The 17,390-nt window shown below is 60.0% G+C and carries 12 protein-coding genes and 1 pseudogene; 10 read left to right on the top strand and 3 right to left on the bottom strand.

The genetic code is table 11. The annotated features are described in order from the left end of the window. Positions 1-176 precede the first annotated feature (176 nt). Positions 177-2,825 (top strand): aminopeptidase N, encoded by a 2,649-nt coding sequence (gene pepN / locus AAFN47_RS24675; RefSeq protein WP_499811932.1) that lies wholly within the window; start codon positions 177-179, stop codon positions 2,823-2,825. Positions 2,826-3,048: 223 nt separating this feature from the next. Continuing rightward, positions 3,049-5,361, top strand: coding sequence for a PAS domain-containing sensor histidine kinase (locus AAFN47_RS24680; RefSeq protein WP_499811933.1), 2,313 nt, complete (start codon positions 3,049-3,051; stop codon positions 5,359-5,361). An 80-nt stretch (positions 5,362-5,441) separates the two neighbouring features. Here AAFN47_RS24680 and AAFN47_RS24685 read toward each other — a convergent pair whose 3' ends face one another. Both AAFN47_RS24685 and AAFN47_RS24690 read right to left on the bottom strand, forming a co-directional pair. Next, positions 5,442-6,755, bottom strand: coding sequence for a hypothetical protein (locus AAFN47_RS24685; protein ID WP_499811934.1), 1,314 nt, complete (start codon positions 6,753-6,755; stop codon positions 5,442-5,444). Then, positions 6,674-7,144 (bottom strand): hypothetical protein, encoded by a 471-nt coding sequence (locus AAFN47_RS24690; protein WP_499811935.1) that lies wholly within the window; start codon positions 7,142-7,144, stop codon positions 6,674-6,676. The genes AAFN47_RS24685 and AAFN47_RS24690 overlap by 82 nt, the downstream gene beginning before the upstream one ends. Positions 7,145-7,320: 176 nt before the next feature. On the opposite strand from AAFN47_RS24690, the gene AAFN47_RS24695 reads away from it, so the two are divergent. From AAFN47_RS24695 to AAFN47_RS24705, 3 genes are all read left to right on the top strand, one after another. Further along, entirely contained in the window at positions 7,321-7,581 is a 261-nt protein-coding gene (locus AAFN47_RS24695; protein ID WP_499811936.1) for a hypothetical protein, read from the top strand. A gap of 50 nt (positions 7,582-7,631) precedes the next feature. Then, complete coding sequence (locus tag AAFN47_RS24700) at positions 7,632-9,104, top strand: DUF1254 domain-containing protein (RefSeq protein ID WP_499811937.1); 1,473 nt, start codon at positions 7,632-7,634, stop codon at positions 9,102-9,104. Positions 9,105-9,420: 316 nt separating this feature from the next. Next, on the top strand, positions 9,421-10,473 hold the full coding sequence (locus AAFN47_RS24705) for a DUF930 domain-containing protein (protein ID WP_499811938.1): 1,053 nt from the start codon (positions 9,421-9,423) through the stop codon (positions 10,471-10,473). Positions 10,474-10,524: 51 nt separating this feature from the next. Here AAFN47_RS24705 and AAFN47_RS24710 read toward each other — a convergent pair whose 3' ends face one another. Then, the gene (locus AAFN47_RS24710; protein WP_499811939.1) at positions 10,525-11,439 is read right to left on the bottom strand and encodes an alanine--tRNA ligase-related protein; all 915 of its coding nucleotides are present in this window, start codon (positions 11,437-11,439) and stop codon (positions 10,525-10,527) included. Positions 11,440-11,633: 194 nt separating this feature from the next. On the opposite strand from AAFN47_RS24710, the gene AAFN47_RS24715 reads away from it, so the two are divergent. The 5 genes and pseudogenes from AAFN47_RS24715 to AAFN47_RS24735 all read left to right on the top strand — a co-directional run. After that, complete coding sequence (locus AAFN47_RS24715; protein ID WP_499811941.1) at positions 11,634-14,033, top strand: TonB-dependent receptor; 2,400 nt, start codon at positions 11,634-11,636, stop codon at positions 14,031-14,033. Positions 14,034-14,185: 152 nt separating this feature from the next. Continuing rightward, positions 14,186-14,974, top strand: coding sequence for an iron-siderophore ABC transporter substrate-binding protein (locus tag AAFN47_RS24720; RefSeq protein WP_499811942.1), 789 nt, complete (start codon positions 14,186-14,188; stop codon positions 14,972-14,974). A 290-nt stretch (positions 14,975-15,264) separates the two neighbouring features. Continuing rightward, entirely contained in the window at positions 15,265-15,816 is a 552-nt protein-coding gene (locus AAFN47_RS24725; protein WP_499811943.1) for an RNA polymerase sigma factor, read from the top strand. A 91-nt stretch (positions 15,817-15,907) separates the two neighbouring features. Continuing rightward, positions 15,908-16,861 (top strand): FecR family protein, encoded by a 954-nt coding sequence (locus tag AAFN47_RS24730; protein WP_499811944.1) that lies wholly within the window; start codon positions 15,908-15,910, stop codon positions 16,859-16,861. A gap of 127 nt (positions 16,862-16,988) precedes the next feature. After that, positions 16,989-17,273 (top strand): annotated as a pseudogene (locus AAFN47_RS24735) (pyridoxamine 5'-phosphate oxidase family protein); the annotation flags it as partial. Positions 17,274-17,390 lie beyond the last annotated feature (117 nt).

A 17,390-nucleotide genomic window follows, 5' to 3' on the forward strand; every position in this document is an offset into this window, starting at 1 on the left:
AAACCTGTATCTGATTGTTGCGAGCCGATCGGGCGCTGATTGTCTGGCATGAGTATAGGACGCAATCGCCGCCTTGTCATCTTTACTGATAATCAATAACCAGACTGCGAAACAGTCGAGGCGCCGGACGCGCGTCCGCATCGCCTCAACGTGACAGACGCAAGGACGGAACGGCCATGAACATCGAAACTTCTCAACACGAAATCCGCCTTGAAGATTACCGGCCGACCGACTTTGTGATCTCCACCGTCGACCTGGCTTTCGATCTCGACCCGCAAAGGACCGTCGTCACGAGCACGATCGCGATGTCGCGTCGTCCGGGCGTCAACAGCGACGCGCCGCTGACGCTCGACGGCGACGAACTCGAATTCGTCTCGCTGAAGATCGACAGCGTCGACGCCGAACCGCACGCTGTCTCACCGGACCGCCTGGAAATCCGCGGTCTGCCGACAGCAGGTGAATTCACCATCGAAATCGTCACGGCCATCGCGCCTGCGTCGAACACCAAGCTGATGGGCCTCTACAGCACCAATGGCGTCTACTGCACCCAGTGCGAGGCGGAAGGCTTTCGCCGCATCACCTATTTCCTGGACCGGCCGGACGTGCTCGCCGTCTACACGACGACCATCCGGGCAGACGCCAAGGCCGCGCCGCTGCTCCTTTCCAACGGCAATCCGGTCGACAGCAGGCTGCTCGACAATGGCAGGCATTTCATCACCTGGAACGATCCGCATCCGAAGCCGAGCTACCTCTTCGCCCTCGTCGCCGGAGATCTCGGCGTCGTGGAAGACAGCTTCACCACCGCGTCGGGCCGCAAGGTCAAGCTCGCCATCTATGTCGAGCACGGCAAGGAAGAGCGGGCCGCCTACGCAATGGATGCGCTCAAGCGGTCGATGCGATGGGACGAGGAACGCTTCGGCCGCGAATATGATCTCGACATCTTCATGATCGTCGCCGTGTCGGATTTCAACATGGGCGCGATGGAGAACAAGGGGCTCAATGTCTTCAACGACAAATACGTCCTTGCGGACCCCGATACGGCGACCGACGTCGACTACGCCAATATCGAAGCGATCATCGCCCACGAGTATTTCCACAACTGGACCGGCAACCGCATCACGTGCCGCGACTGGTTTCAGCTCTGCCTGAAGGAAGGGCTGACGGTCTATCGCGATCACGAATTCTCCGCCGACATGCGCTCGCGCGCCGTCAAGCGCATCGCCGAAGTCCGTCTCCTCAAGGCGCATCAGTTTCCCGAGGACAGCGGCCCGCTCGCCCATCCCGTGCGGCCGCGCAAATACAGCGAGATCAACAATTTCTACACGGCGACCGTCTACGAAAAGGGATCGGAAGTCGTCCGCATGATCGAAACACTGCTCGGACGGGCCGATTTCAAAAAGGGGATGGACCTCTATTTCGAACGCCATGACGGCGACGCAGCGACCATCGAGGATTTCGTCGCCTGCTTCGCCGAGGTCTCCGGCAAAAACCTCGACCAGTTTTTCCTCTGGTACGAACAGGCCGGGACGCCTGAAATTACGGTGGCCTCGCAATACGAGCCGGCGACCCAGACCCTCCGGCTGGAGCTGGAGCAATCGATACCGCCAACGCCGGGCCAGCCATCGAAACAGCCGATGCACATTCCGCTGCGCGTCGGTCTGTTCGAAAGCAATGGCGAGCCGGCCAGTCCGACGTCGATCGAAGGCATCGAGGCCGATGGCGACGTGCTGAACCTGAGAGAGCGCAGCCACACGGTGCGCATCACGGGCGTCAAAAGCCGGCCGGCGATTTCCGTCAACCGCAGCTTTTCGGCGCCCGTCAACATCAGGCAGCAGCAATCCGACCGCGAACTCGCCCAACTCGCCCGCATCGAAACCGACCTGTTTTCACGCTGGCAGGCGCTCAATGAACTGGCGATGCGGCATCTCGTCAGCGCCGCCGAAGAGACTGGAGCCGGCCAGACCGCGCCGGCCAACCGCGAGCTGACAGACTGCCTGTTCTCCGTGCTCGCCGACCGTTCCCTCGAGGCGGCCTTCCGGGCGCACGCCATCACCCTGCCCGGCGAAACCGACATCGCGCGCGAAATCGGAAATGACATCAACCCGGACGCCATCCACGAAGCACGCGAGGCGCTCGTCGCGCAGATCGCAATCGAGGGTCGGGACCTCTTCGAAGAGATCGCCGCCGAAACCCGGCCCACCGGCGACTATTCGCCCGATGCGGCAAGCGCCGGCGACCGCGCGCTTTTTCTCGCCTGCACGTCACATCTGGCTTTCGCGTCCGGCGATCCGTCAGGCCCCCTTTCGCTGTATCGATCCGCCGACAACATGACGCTGCTCAGCGGAGCGCTGGCGATGCTGGCGCATCGCTTCGGGCAGTCGCCGGAGGCGGAGGAAGCGCTCGCCGATTTCGAGGCGCGGCACCGCGACAATCCCCTCGTCATCGACAAGTGGCTGACCGTTCAGGCGACAATTCCCGAAGCCGACGCCCTGTCACGTGTAAGGGCGCTCATGGACACCCCGCATTTCCAGCTCTCCAATCCGAACCGCGTGCGGTCGCTGATCGGCGCCTATGCGAGCGGCAATCCCACCGGCTTCAATCGCGCGGACGGCAAGGGATACGATTTCCTTGCCGGGATCGTCATCGATCTCGATCCGCTCAATCCCCAGGTGGCGGCGCGGTTGTTGACGGCGATGCGTTCCTGGCGGTCGCTTGAACCGGCAAGGCGTGAAAAAGCTCTTGACGCGCTGCGCAAAATTGCCGGCGTCGAGACACTTTCAACGGATGTGCGCGACATCGTCGACCGGATGATCGGTGACGACTAGCAACGTTTTCTCCGCCGGGTTCGTTCGTCCGATTGTGGATTTTCACGCAAGCGGAACTGCCTAGAGTCCTGAGACTCCGAGTGGAATCCGAATTTCGCGTGCAAAAATATATGGTTAAAAAAGATTTAACTTTGGGGCTGGACAAGGCGAATCACCTTTGATTCATTAGGGTAGATTCGGGGGAAGCGGCATCCGAATCACTTGAAGCCAAAAGGTGGATTTGATGGCGGAAGCGCGAAGCGGTAGCGCTGCTGACGGGGAGAATCTGTTCGGATTTGCGAGAGCGCAGGGTTGGAACCCTGATCTCGCAGGGCCCGCCAAACTCTTCGCCAAACCAGCCTACGGTCGCCTGATCAAGGCCGAACCCTATCTCAGAAAATCCATTCCCGTTCTCATCGTCGCCTTTCTGTTCGTCGTCGCGGCGGCGCGCTTTCTCGATCTGCTGCAGGATCGCAGCGCCATCGAGGACACGGCGCGACAGGCGACGGCATTGACGGCGCTCGCCGGATCGGCTGCGCTGGCGACATCGCCAGACATGAATTCTCTCAAATATCGCTGGCGCGCCGAAAGCCATCTCGCCGATAGCCTGCCGCCAGACCTGATGCATGACGGGCGGTTCCTGGTGGTCGCCAGCCAACGCGGCGATGTCTACGCGGCGACCGCCAATGGCGGCGAATTCATTGGCCGGCGCATCGACATGCTTCTGCGGGACGCGCCGCAGCTGCGGATTTTCGGGACCCGCGCCGGCGTTCACACGCTGTCCGTCGACGGCGACGAGTATTATGCGGCCGTTTCCACCAACGAACTCGGACTGATCGCAGCCTTCACGCCGGTGTCCATGGTGTTGAAGCCCTGGAAGCAACAGGTATCGCTGAATGTCACGCTGTTTGCGGCGACCTCCAGCATCCTGCTTGTCATCCTTTACGCCTATTTCACCCAGGCGTCCCGCGCCCGCGACGCCGACGAGATCTATCTCGAAGCGCATCACCGGGTCGATACGGCGCTGTCGCGCGGACGGTGCGGCCTGTGGGACTGGGATCTCGACATGGGCCGGATCTACTGGTCGGCCTCGATGTACGAAATCCTTGGACTGCCGCCGCGCGACTGCGTGCTGGACTTCGAAGACGTCCAGGCCATGATGCATCCCGACGACGAGAGCCTCTACGATATCGTCGCGGCGATCGAGACCGGTAAAAGCAACCAGATCGACCAGATGTTCCGCATGCGCCACGCCGACGGCCATTACCTGCTGATGCGCGCCAGAGCGCAGGTGACGCAGAGCGCCTCCTCGCTCCACGTGATCGGCATCGCCATGGACGTCACCGAGCAGCACCGGCTGGTGCAGCGCACGGCCGAGGCCGATCAGCGTCTTTTCGACGCCGTCGAAAGCACGTCGGAAGCCTTCGTTCTGTGGGACCGCGACAATCGCCTCGTCATGTGCAACACCAAGTATCAGCGCATCTTCGGCCTGCCAGACGAAGTCGTCGTTCCGGGAACGGACCAGGCTGTGGTGCTCGCCTCAGCCAGGCGTCCGATGGTGGAGCAGCGCGTCGCCGCCTCCGAACACGGCGAAAGCGCCAGAAGCATGGTCGTACAGCTTGCCGACGGCCGCTGGCTTCAGATCAACCAGCGCAACACCCGCGACGGCGGCTCGGTCTCCGTCGGCACGGACATTACCCAGTTGAAGCGGCACCAGGACCGCCTGAAGGAATCCGAACGCCGGCTGATGGCGACGATCGGCGATCTGTCCGCATCGCAAGCGCGGCTGAAGGAAAAAGCAGGGGAACTCTCCGAGCTCAACGCCAAATTCCTGGCGGAGAAGGATCGCGCCGAAGCCGCCAACAAGGCGAAATCGGAGTTTCTGGCCAACATGTCGCATGAGCTGCGCACCCCGCTCAACGCCATCATCGGATTCTCTGAAATCCTGCAGAACCGGATGTTCGGTCCGCTCGGCTCAGAAAAGTACAGCGAATACGCCGACGACATCCACAGCAGCGGAAAGCACCTGCTCGGCGTCATCAACGACATTCTCGACATGTCGAAGATCGAGGCCGGTCGGCTTCGTCTGGACCAGGAAACGATCGACATCGCGCCGCTGATCGACGAGACGCTGCGGCTGATCGCGATCCAGGCGGAAAACAAGTCAATCACCATCAAATCGAACATAGCGGAAGGCCTTGCGCTGTTCGCAGACCGGCGCGCCATCAAGCAAATCCTGCTTAATCTCCTGTCCAACGCGCTCAAATTCTCCGACGAAGGCGGCCGCATCACCGTGCGCGCGCGCCGTCACAAGGACGCCGTCACGCTGACCATCGAGGACAAGGGCATCGGCATTCCGGCCGCCGCCCTGCGCAAGATCGGCCAGCCCTTCGAACAGGTGCAGAACCAGTTTTCCAAGAGCAAGGGCGGATCGGGCCTTGGCCTCGCCATATCGCGGGCGCTCACCGAGCTGCATGACGGCGCCATGAAGATCCGCTCCAAACCCGGCGTCGGCACGATTGTCTCGCTGCGCTTACCGACCGGAAATGACGCCTGATTTTTTTGCCTTTCGACTTTGCCCTGCGGCTTCACTCAGCCCCTGATCCAGCGGATCGGGGGCGCCTTTTTCGCGATCCCTTAGTCGGGCGGCGGCGGTACGCTCAAGCCAGCCTTTCGAAAGCCTTCCGCGATATGAAGCTGATCCTTGAACGGAATGCTTCTGTCCGACAATTCCGACCACAGGTTCGGTACGAATTGCGGCGACAGGCGCATGAACGCATCCGCAGCGTCGCGAGCCTTCTGCTCTTTACCCGTCTGCGCGTAGATGACCGCGGCGACGCCGTAATAGACAGGCACTTCGCGTGCATTCGATTTCTCGATGGCGGATGTTGCGCACGCATAGTCCTCCTGCATGTAGCAGATGATCGCCAGCACGCCGAGATAGAAACCCGACCTGTCGGGGTTTAGCGCCAGCGCCTTTTCCAGAAGCGCGCGGCCTTTCGCCTTTTCGCCCGACAATCCGAACACCTGGCCGGTTTGTCCCAGAAGGTCGCTGTCATTGGGGTTGAGTGCAAGCGCCCGCTCGGCGAAAGCGCGCGCCTCGGCGGGATTGCGCGCTAAGAGCGAAATGGTGGCGAGGGCCTGCAAGGCGCGGCCATTGCCCGGATCAATGGAAACGCTCAAGTTGGCAGCTTCGGACGCACGTTCGAGCGCATCGGGCAGGCGGTTGTACCCGAACCGCACTTCATCGATGCTTGTGTGCGCGAGCAACGCCCACGCCGTTGCGTAGCGCGGGAAACGATCGACTGTGTGTTCCAGACACGTGCGAATTTCTTTATGCGTCCGCCTGTCGGGCGCACTTCGATAGAGATAATAGCGCAGGCTGCAAAGATAGGCTTCGAGATTGTCCGGCGGCCTTTCGAGCCGGTTGACGCCTTGCGCGTTCAACACGACGCCTTGCGGTTGGGCGACAGCCGCAGCGACAGCGTCCGCCGTGGCGGCGGGGATAGCAAACAGATTGCCGGCTGAAAGGCTTTCCTCGTAATTGTCAGACCAGACGACTGCTTGTGTGTCGGCGTCAATCAATCGGACGCCAACGCGAACCGAATTACCGGCCGTCCGCGCGCTGCCTTCCAGCACGTAGTCGACGCCAAGCCCCCTCCGCAGCATCTCCACCGATTCACCGGACGCAGCTCTCGACGTCTGGCTTCCATAAACCAATATTTCCTTGAAGCGGGAAAGCGCGCCGATCAGTTCGTTGGTGATCGCCGCGGCATAGACCCAGGACGTTTCGCTCTCTCCGAGATTGTCGAACGGCAGAACAAGAACTTTCGGTCCCGACACATCTCCCGAAGACGTCCGCCAAGGCGTCAGAGCGAACGCCAGCGTGGCGGCGACCAGCAGCAGAGCCCACAGGCTGCGCCCCAGTAGAGATATGCGGAAGGGCTCCAACTTTGCCCGACCGTTTTGTCCTCGACCGGACGTGACGCGGTTTGCGCGTTGCAGGAGAAAGTCGGGACGTAACCGCCTTTCGGGATGTCGATGACGACTGCATCATTCTGGCCAGAGGTGAGGTAATAGCGTTCGAGCGCGCGCCTCAGTCGCGCCGCTTCGATGCGCACAGCCGGGTCGTTTCGCGCATCGAATGACTCGTCCCGCCCGAATACGTCAACTGCGACGCTGTAGGCCTTGATTCGATCGGCGCGACCCTGGATTGTCTCCTCGACTATGTAACGCAGGAAACTTCCCGCACGATCGGAAGCCGTAAAATCGCCGCTGGCCAATATTCGATCAACGGCGTCGCGTATTTCGACCGCTGATGGAACGACTGACTTCTGCATTTAACAAGTATCCCGGTTATCATGTCTTCCGGTGAGGCGGGAGTGCAAACTGATACAGTATAAAGATGAGAGCTGTGTAGCATCTACGTAGAATCTGTTGTGCCACCTTCCCTGTTTTCTGTGTTGCTCCTACCACAACCGGGCGAGAAAAGGCGAATGATTGAGGATAGGCGTTCATGGACAAGGCCGTGCTGGCCGTCGTTCGGCGATTTCCGCATCTGAAGGACGAGATCGAATCACTGACGAAGCGTAACGACGCACTTCAGGAAGCCTGCGAAGATTTCCTCGATGCGACAAACGCTCTCGACTGGTGGGCCGCAACGCCGAACGGCGCTGCGTCGGTCAACCGAAAGGCGGAGTACCAGGCGCTCGTCGAAGACCTCGCTCGCGAAATTCTGTTGATGCTCGAAACACAGGGCTCCGATCCGATCGTTTGACTGATCCACGCACGACACCTTGGAACGGAAGAACCCGAGAGGAGATTTTCATGTCTGCATTAGGAACCGCAGTGCTTCGCGGTATCAGAAATTTGAGCCTGTCAGCCGCCGTAGCGACGGCGTGCGCCATAGCCCCGGCTGCGGCGATCACGCAGGAGGAGGCCAACGCCATCGCCACAGAAGCCTATCTTTACTTCTATTCGCTGGTAACTATGGATCTGACCCGTGAACAATTGACCAATGCGCCGGCGAGAGGTTCGTCCTATGGCGGTCCTCCGAACTGGTTCAACAATGTCAGAAGCTACCCGTCGGCTGACGACGAGGCGGTGGTCAGGCCGAATTTCGACACGCTGTACTCCAGCGCGTGGCTTGATCTGACGGAAGAACCGGTCGTTATCTCCGTGCCGGACACGGATGGACGGTACTATCTGTTGCCGATGCTCGACATGTGGACGGACGTCTTCGCCTCGCCCGGCTGGCGCACGACCGGCACAGAAGCCCAGACCCTGCTTATTACTCCTCCCGATTGGCGACCCGATCTGCGCGACAAGCTCGCAGAGGAGTACAAGCTGCCGGAAAACACGCTGCGGATCGACGCGCCGACGCCCCATGTCTGGGTCATCGGCCGCATCAAGACAGATGGTCCGCACGACTATCCGGCTGTTCACAAGATCCAGGACGGCCTCAAGATAAGCCCACTGTCGAAATGGGGGCAGGATTCGGCGGCTCCGACGGTGACGGTCAATCCGGACATCGACATGAAGACGCCGCCGAAGGTGCAGGTGGACACGATGTCCGGCGAGACGTTCTTCGCCCGCGCCGCCGAATTGCTGAAAACCTATCCGCCGCATGACACGGATCAGCCGATCCTGTCGCGAATGGAAAGGCTCGGATTGCAGCAAGGCGAAAGCTTCGACGTTTCCAGCGCTGACCCTGTCGTCAAACAGGCTATCGAGCGCGCGCCGAAAGCCGCTCAGGAACTGATGGCGTGGAAGACGCCGAAGCTCGCTTCCGTCGTGAACTACTGGTCGATGAACACCGACACGATGGGGGTTTACGGCAACTATTACCTCAAGCGCGCGATCATCACGCAGGTGGGTCTGGGCGCGAACCAGCCGCAGGACGCAATCTATCCGCTGAACCTGGCCGACAGCGAAGGCAAGGTTCTGGACGGCGTCAACGACTATGTCCTGCACTTCGAGAAATCCGAGCTTCCGCCGGCGGACGGCTTCTGGTCGGTGACCCTCTACGATCGCGAGGGGTACCAGGTTCCAAACAGCCTCGATCGCTTCGCCGTGTCGAGTTGGATGCCGTTCGAATACAATACGGACGGCTCGCTGGATCTCTACTTTCAGAACGAAAGCCCCGGCAAGGACAAGGAGGCGAACTGGCTGCCCGCGCCGAAGCGACCTTTCAACCTGACCATGCGCCTCTATGCGCCGAAGACTCAGGCTCTGACTGGCAAATGGAACCCTCCGGCTGTCATGAAATCGGACTCGCTGCCGCGCATAACCGGTCAGTGATTGACCTCAAGCGAGCAGCGGAGGCGCCACGCCTTCTCCAACCGGCATTTGGCTGCTCCAACCCGTAAACCTTCAGCCCCGGCGCAACTCGCCGGGGCTGTTTTGTCTTGTTCCGCCGGCGAAACGGAAATTCGCGCATCAATGCCGCCTCTCATCAAGTTTTGCCGGTTTATCGCCATTTTCTGATTACAAGTGTCGCCACACGCAGAATTGCTCGGCCGCACACTCGCACTGTCGGCAGGGATAACCTAACTATCGATTTGCCAATAACGTCCAAATCATGCTCATTTCCCAGTAACGCACGGGTTTTTGGAACTTGGAAGTAACGAATGAAATTCCGGACGCTCCGGTCATCGGGGCGGCGCGATCAAGATGGTTCTACGGAGCGGTCGCCATCTCGCTGCTGGTCCACGTTGTTCTTGCGATCGTTGTGCTTCAACTGATCCACCGCGAGCATGATCCGGAGATCGAGGCCGTGATGGTCGACCTGGTTCCGCCTCCGCAAGCGGAAGCGGAAGAGCCAGAACTTGAGTTGCCGGAGGATTTCACGGCCGAAGCCCCGCCGCAGGAACCGGCGCCTCCTCCTGTGGAAGAAGTCGATGAAGAACAGGAAATGGCCCAGTCGGCGCAGTCCATGCCGGTGTTGAAGCCGGTAACCGAGTTCGGGGAGACCGACAGCGGACCTTTGATCAATCGTGATGGTATCGCAAAGCAGCGGCAAGGCGACCCCGAGGCGGACACTGGCGCCGCAGAGACGGATGGTCCCGCCGAGACGCAGACCGCGGCCAGCGAGACCAGCGAAGACGCCGTCGACTCCCCAAAGGAACAAGCGATGGACCTGCCGGAGCTCTCCGAACCCGTGGCGGAGCCTGAACTTGCCGCGGACACCGGCGACGCAGTTGAAAGGATTATCGCTGAAGAGCAAAAACTTGCTCTCGTTGCGCCCGAGGCGGAGACGGCCCCGCAAACGTCGACTGCCAGCGGCGGCGCCGCCGGAACGCCGGACGACCTGCCTCACGCCGAGGAACTTTACTCAGACACCATGCTCGAAAGCCCGCGCGTCCGGACTGCGATGAACGGCATGCCGCGATCCGAACGGGCGAACCTGCTCTGCGTGACGGAAATGCGCGGACAGTTGATGGCGAGCAGCCCGCCCTATCCGCCGGAGATGCTGCCCTCGTTCGATCTGCCCTTTGGCACGGTGCTCGCGCCGGACAAGGCTGCGTTTCGAAGCCAGGGGCAATGGTATGACTTCGCTTTTCGTTGCGAAGTGGATGAGGATGTTACGAAAGTGGTGAATTTCAGCTACCGCGTCGGCGCGCCAATACCCCGCGACCAGTGGTCGGCGCGCGGCTTTCCGAGTTTCTGACAGAACGCCGCCGCTGTCCTCACAGCGACGGCATTTTATTTCAGCGCGTCGTCATTCTTTCATCTCGTCGAGATCGATACCATGCGTATCGAACCACCATTCCGGTTCCTTGTCGGGATGTTGGTCGCGAAGGCGCTGATATTTGTCGCGAAGACTCTGCTGACGATGGACTTCCTCGATAAAGAATGGGTGGTCGAGGCCGCCGCCCAGTGAATAAATCCGACGCAGCAGCTTGCGCAGGACATATCCCTGTTCCTTATTGCCAGGTCGATATCCGCTTTCGATCACCCGCATCACTGTATCGCAGAGCGTATCAAGCGCATCTGCCGGCGGTGCGCCGTTCACAAGCATGTCGAGCCGCTCCAACCCGAAACCCGCATCGATGCAGGTTCCAAGCGGATTGACGATGTTTCCGATCTCGATTCCGTCTTTGTGAAACTCTGTGCAATATCCGTTTATATTGCCGTCGCTCCACGTGCATTCCGGTTCGGCGACGATCGGTATGCGCCCGCGAAAAAGTGGGGACCATTCCGCCATACGATCCGGATGAATCGTGACGTAATCGGGCTCGATCCCCGTTTCTGCGAGAAAATCGAGCCAGAATTCAATTGCCTGGCCGACGTTCATCTCACGGAAGGAGAAAAGCCCGAGCATAGTGAAATGGAGGAAGTGGCTTCCGTCTCCGATTTCGTCGAGATCGCCCATGCGCAGGCAGGCCTGGCTGTTGGCGATGGTTCCGGTATGGAAAGGATCGGAGAAGAATGATTTGTACTGCTGCATTCCTGCGCTGCAGAACAGCGTGGTGTCGTCGTGCGGCCGTACGGATTCGATACGCGAAAATTCGATGCCTCTTTTAAGGCAGAAGTCCTGATACTGCCGGATTATGCGTCCCGCGGTGACATAGGCAACCTCCTTTGATTTGTGTTGGCCTGATGCACAGATAGCAGCGCCTGGAGAACGTGGCAAGACGCTTCCCTGTCTCGACTGCTGCTGCGAACGCGGACTTCCATGTGAAAAGTTGAATTAAGTAGGCATATTTTTCATAACCTGAGAGTCCCAAACCGCAAAAGCCAGTCGTCACCATTGCAAGCGGACCTTCAGCGTCCGGAATGCAGTCAAAATGTGCGGCGTCGTCAGCGCCGGGTGAACGGGGGCTTTTCATGGCAGGTCAGAGACCGGACGATACAGGAAATACATGCATCCGCAGGCGGCGCTATGCGCTGCTCGCCGGCGCAGCAATCATGATCGGAGCGGCGCTGCCCGCGCTTTCCTCACATCCCGTATCGGCGCAGATCGCGCAACAGCCGATCTCGGTTCCGGCCGGGTCGCTGACGCGGGCGCTCAACGATCTCGCCGCGCAGACCGGCCTGCAAATCCTTTTCGACGCGAACCTTGCGAATGGCAAGACCACCAACGGCGTCACGGGCACGATGACGCCGGATGAAGCGCTCGACGCGGTGCTCGCCGGAACCGACGTGACCGCCAGTTTCGCCGCCGCCGATCAGGTTGCGCTCGAAATGGAAGGCGCGCCGCTTTCAGCGGACGGCAGCGTTCTGCTGGACACGATCTACGTCTACGGCGCCAAGGACGCAACCACCCTGCAGGACACAAGCGCCAGCGTCGGCGTTGTGACGGCGCAGGACATCGATTACGGCCAGATCCAGTATCTCCCGCAATCTTTGCGGCGCCTTGCGAACGTCGAAAAGGGCGCGACCAACAACACCGGCATCGTCGTGCGCGGCATGAACTTCGAGGGCTTTTCCCCGGCTGGCGCGCCAATGGGCTCAATCTATGTCGATGGCGTCTTGCAGAGCCGTTACAACTCCCGCTTCGGCGCGCGCAGCCTGTGGGACGCCGAGCAGGTCGAGGTCTATCGCGGTCCGCAATCCACGCTCAGCGGAAGAGCCGCGACGGCTGGCGCGATCTACGTCAAGACGAAGGACCCGACCTTCGACACCGAACTGGTTCTGTCGACCCGCTTCGGCAACAAGGACCTTGCCGGCGGCGCGTTCATCATCAACACGCCGATCAGCGAGGACGCGGGACTGGCGCTGCGCATCGCCGGCGAATACGAGCAACTGACCACCGAAATCGAGTATCCCGAGTACTACGGTCTTGCAAATTACGACAACTTCACGACCGAACTGAGCGGGAATATTCGCGCCAAGCTGCTTTTTGCACCCGACGAAATGCCGGACACGCAGGCGCTGTTCACCTACTCCTATTCCAAGGACCGCCCGAACGAACGCCTGGTCGGGCCGGATATTGGCGACCGTGGAGACTTCTATCAGTTCACGACATTCGCCGAGTACCGGGAAATCGACGTGCACAATCTCGGACTGGAGGTGACGCATGAATTCTCGGACGCGCTCATTTTCACCTCCCAGACTGGTCTCAGCCACGGGATCACGGCGCGTGAGTCGATCGACAACGGCACGCCGAATATCGACAACGCATTCTACGGCGCCTACTACGACACGCTCTTTTCGCAGGAACTGCGGCTGAACTACGATCAGGACCGCTGGAGCTGGGTCGCCGGCCTCTTCGGCAGCTACGAATATCAGGATTCGAGCTTCTTCGCCCGGCTCACCGAATGGTCCATCGAGCAGGAGCAGTTTTACGAAAGATGGACCACCAACCTCGCGGCTTTCGGCGAAGCGACTTACGAATTCACACCCGGCTGGAAACTAACGGTCGGCGGACGCCTCGACTACCTCACGGAGAAGACCGACGAAACGGACCTCCTGACCTATATCGGCTACAGCACGTCCACCGCCGCCAACACGGCCGAGATCAGCGAAGTCAACTTCGTACCCAAGATCGTCCTCACCCGGGAATTCAACGAGGACCATTCGACCGGTTTCTCGTTTTCACAGGGCTTTCGCACCGGTGGTTTCTATGTCGATCCGGTGTCCGGCGAAGCCGTCTCCTACGATCCGGAATTCGCCAACAACTACGAGATCTTCTACAAGGGCCTGTTCCTGGATAAACGTCTGAGGGTCAACGCCAACCTGTTCTACACCCAGTACACCGACCAGCAGATTGAAACCTATGCCGACCCGGGCGTGCCGACCGGCACCATTGTCAGCAACGCGGCGTCATCCTTCGCCTATGGTTTCGAGTTCGAACCCAGTTACGACGTCAACGACAATCTGTCGCTCTTCGCATCGGTCGGCTATCTGCACACCGAGTTCGAGGATTTCTACCATTCGATCTACGGCGATCTCGAAGGCGAAGCCTTTCCGGAAGCGCCGGAGTGGACGGTCGCTTTCGGCGGGCTCTACACCTTCGACAACGGTTTCTATATCGGCGGCGACGCCAAGTTCCTCTCCGATTATACGGCCCGTTTCAGCACGAACCCGCCGCTCGACCGCATGGATTCGCGCTTCCTCGTGAACCTTCAGGCCGGCGTCCGGCGCAACAACTGGGAGATCAACGCCTTTGCAGAAAACCTCCTGGACGAGCGCTACTACACCATGACGGAACTCGACGGCGTACCGCAATTCGCCCAAATCGGGCCCAGCAGGCTCTTCGGCGTGAACCTCAAGGCGAAGTTCTGACACACTACAGGACAAATGCCTCGCTCCTGTTCGGCGTCATTCTGCTCCTGACGCTGTCGGCGCCGACGGCGTCGGCAGCCTGTGACGGACGGCTGGTTTCGGAGCATATTCATGGTGATCCGGTATGCGCGCCATCAGACCCGAAGCGCATCGTGACACTGGATCCCTGGCTGTCGCTCGGAATGCTGGACGAACTTGGCGCGCCGATCATCGGCGTACCGATCCTCGGCATTCAGGACAAGGCGCTGCGGGACAAGATGAAGACAAAGGAGGTCGCCGATCTTGGCCATCCGTTGGAGCCGAGCCTCGAAGGCGTGATCGCCCTGCAGCCCGATCTGATCATCGGGTATTCCTATTTGCACCAGCAGGTCTACGACCGGCTGTCAGACGTCGCGCCCACGCTCCTACTCGAGCAGATGGACTGGAAAGACCAGTTCCTCATGCTCGCCGATATCGCCAATCGCATGGAAGTCGCGCGCGCCATGATGGACATATACGAACGTCGGGCGGCGTCAATCCGCAAGCGTGTGCCGGAGAACCTGCAGGTCTCCGTCGTTCGCGTCGCGCCGTTCGGTTTCCAGGTCTATCTCGACGGCCCGGCAGCCTATGCGCCCTATCGCGTGCTGAGCGAAGCCGGCGTGCGGCGCACAGACTACGAGACCACCACCGACGCGACGATGCTCAAGCGACCGGACTGGGAAGAGCTTCTGGAGCTTGACGGCGATGTCCTGCTTTACGTCGTTGCAAGCGGCATCGATCCCTCCCCCGACAACGGTCTGGCGGCGTCGACAATCGAGAACCCGATCTGGCGGCTGCTTCCCGCCGTCGCCGATGGCCGCGCCCATCGCATCGACCGGGCGACGTGGATGGGGTTCCACGGGATAACTTCGGCGCACCGGGTTCTGGACGATATCAAACGCCATATACTGGCCGGTCAATGAGGGTCGCGCCTCAGGCACTGTTACCCTGATGCAACATTGACGAAAGTTTGCTCAACTTGCGCTTCCGCTGCGCCAATGTTTGCCCAACTCGATTATTGCAATGAAAACAACGATAAATATGATAATTTTGATCATATTTTAAACGCCTTGGGTTGATCGCATTAGATCTCTTCTAACTTATTGCTATTGCATATTTTTTCCCCGCGTCTTTTAGTGTGCGGAGCAATATTTGAAAGGTGAGAGGCGCGGAGGCTGCCTCCCGCAAAACATTTCCAGGGTTCTTCGAGACGATGTCCAGCGCATGGAATGCGACCACTGATAATCCGCAGTTCGACGGCAATGAATTGCTGAATCACGCCATCGAGGTCTACTACCATGACGTCGCCAGGGCCGTCGGCCGTCGGGGCCTGACCCAGGGCAGCGCCCTCGACATTGTCCATGACCTGTATGTCAAGCTGGCCGCGCAGCCGGACGTGCTGCGCGACAAGAGATCCATAAAGGCCTTTCTGTGCCGCGCCGCAATCAATCTCGGCATAGACCGGCGCAGGCGCGAGCAGTTCGAGGCGCGGCTGTTCGCCTCGATGGACCATGAAGTCCATGACATCGCGGCGGAAACGGCGTCGCCCGACTATCGCATCGAGGTCAAGGCGCGCATACGCATATTGAAAGAAGCCATCGCCGAATTGCCAGTTCGCAGACGCGCTGTCTTCATTCTGCACCGGCTCCACCACTACACGCCGGAGGAGATCGCCGCGCATCTGAAAATTTCACGCAACATGGTCGACCGCCATCTCAGGCGCGCATTGGCCCACTGTCTTGACCGTCTCGTCGAGTTGGGCTGACAGAACGCGAGTGGCTAAAGCCACTGGTAGAGTCCCAATCCATCCCCTTTATTCGTTTACAGGGTAAGACAGGAATTTGCCCGGAGAAACCATGGCGACAAGGCGACTGACGCAGCAACAGCGCAAGCGTCATCAGGAAGCCGCAGACTGGGTGCTGCGTCACCGTGACAGCGAACTCGATCCGGACGCCGTGCGGGCGTTTCATCAGTGGCTCGACTGCGATCCTGACAACCGGCGCGCCTATGACGCCGCGCAAATGCTGCTGGGCGACGCCAGATCCGCCATTTCATCGGATCCTGACCTGAACGATATGGACCTCAAGCCGACCAGCCGGGCGAAACCGGTGGTCCAGTTCCTCCTGGCGCTTTTCGTGGTGGGTAGTCTGTTCGTCTATTTCGACGGACCAATGCGCCTTCAGGCCGATGTTGTCGCCGGGATCTCCGAATTGCCGGTGATCGAACTCAAGGACGGATCGACGGTTCAACTAAACGCCTCTTCCGCCATCGCCCTCGACTACGCTGACAATGCGCGCGCCGTCCGGCTGCTGCGCGGTCAGGCGCTGTTCAACGTCGCTCCCGATCCGTCGCGTCCGTTTTCCGTGGAGGCCGGCAACACACGCGTTACCGCGCTCGGAACCGCCTTCGACATTCGCCGCGGCAAAACGGAAACCGAAGTGACAGTCACGCAGCACGCCGTAAGCGTCGATATCGAGAACGCGGGCCAGGCGATCCGGCTTGATGAAGGCCAGCAGATCGATATTGGTTCAGACGGCGATCACGGCTCGATCGTCGACGTCGACGCCAACGCCGTGCTCGGATGGCGGCGCGGCGTCCTGGTCATGGACAACGCCCCGCTTTCCCTCGTCGCCGAAGAGTTGGAGCGCCGCATTCGCGGCCGCATCGTCTTCGCTGGCGCCGGCCTTTCGGATCGCCGGGTCAGTGGCACCATCGCAATCGCCGACACGTCGGCTGCGCTTGACTTCCTCGGCCAGGCGCTTGGCGTGAAATCCACCCGACTTGGGCCTCTGATTATTTTGCGGGATTGATCATATCGCTCCTGCCGAAATCGGAAGCGAGCGTGACTTTTGCAATCATCCTGGCTAGTGAACCGGATGCAGCCACTGCGAGTTTGTCTCGCCGCTGTTGTGATCCAGCCATTGGGAGGAGCAGGGCATGGCGCAGGAAACCGAATTGAAACCGGAATTACTGGTCAAGGACGAGGAAGACCTGAGATCCCTCTTCCCGCCAACCCACGCAATTGCGGTGGAGAAATGCCAGAAGCAGTTGGACAGGCACGCCAGGGATTTCCTGGCCCGTTCGCCATTTCTATGCATCGGAACACAATCACCGGACGGCGCGGCCGATGTCAGTCCCCGGGGTGATCCAAGGGGTTTTGTGAAAGTTCTTGATGACAGGACCTTGTTGATCCCGGATCGGCCCGGAAACAATCGTCTAGAGCATCGTGTGCTTTGAGTGAATCAGGGATGCTTCCAATTGTGCCGGCGGTGTGATTCTTTGGGTCGAGGAGATGATTCGATGACCCATGCACTTTCCAGTGACCTTCGCCGGCGTGTA

Source organism: Hoeflea sp. CAU 1731 (assembly GCF_039888615.1).
GTDB lineage: Bacteria > Pseudomonadota > Alphaproteobacteria > Rhizobiales > Rhizobiaceae > Flavimaribacter.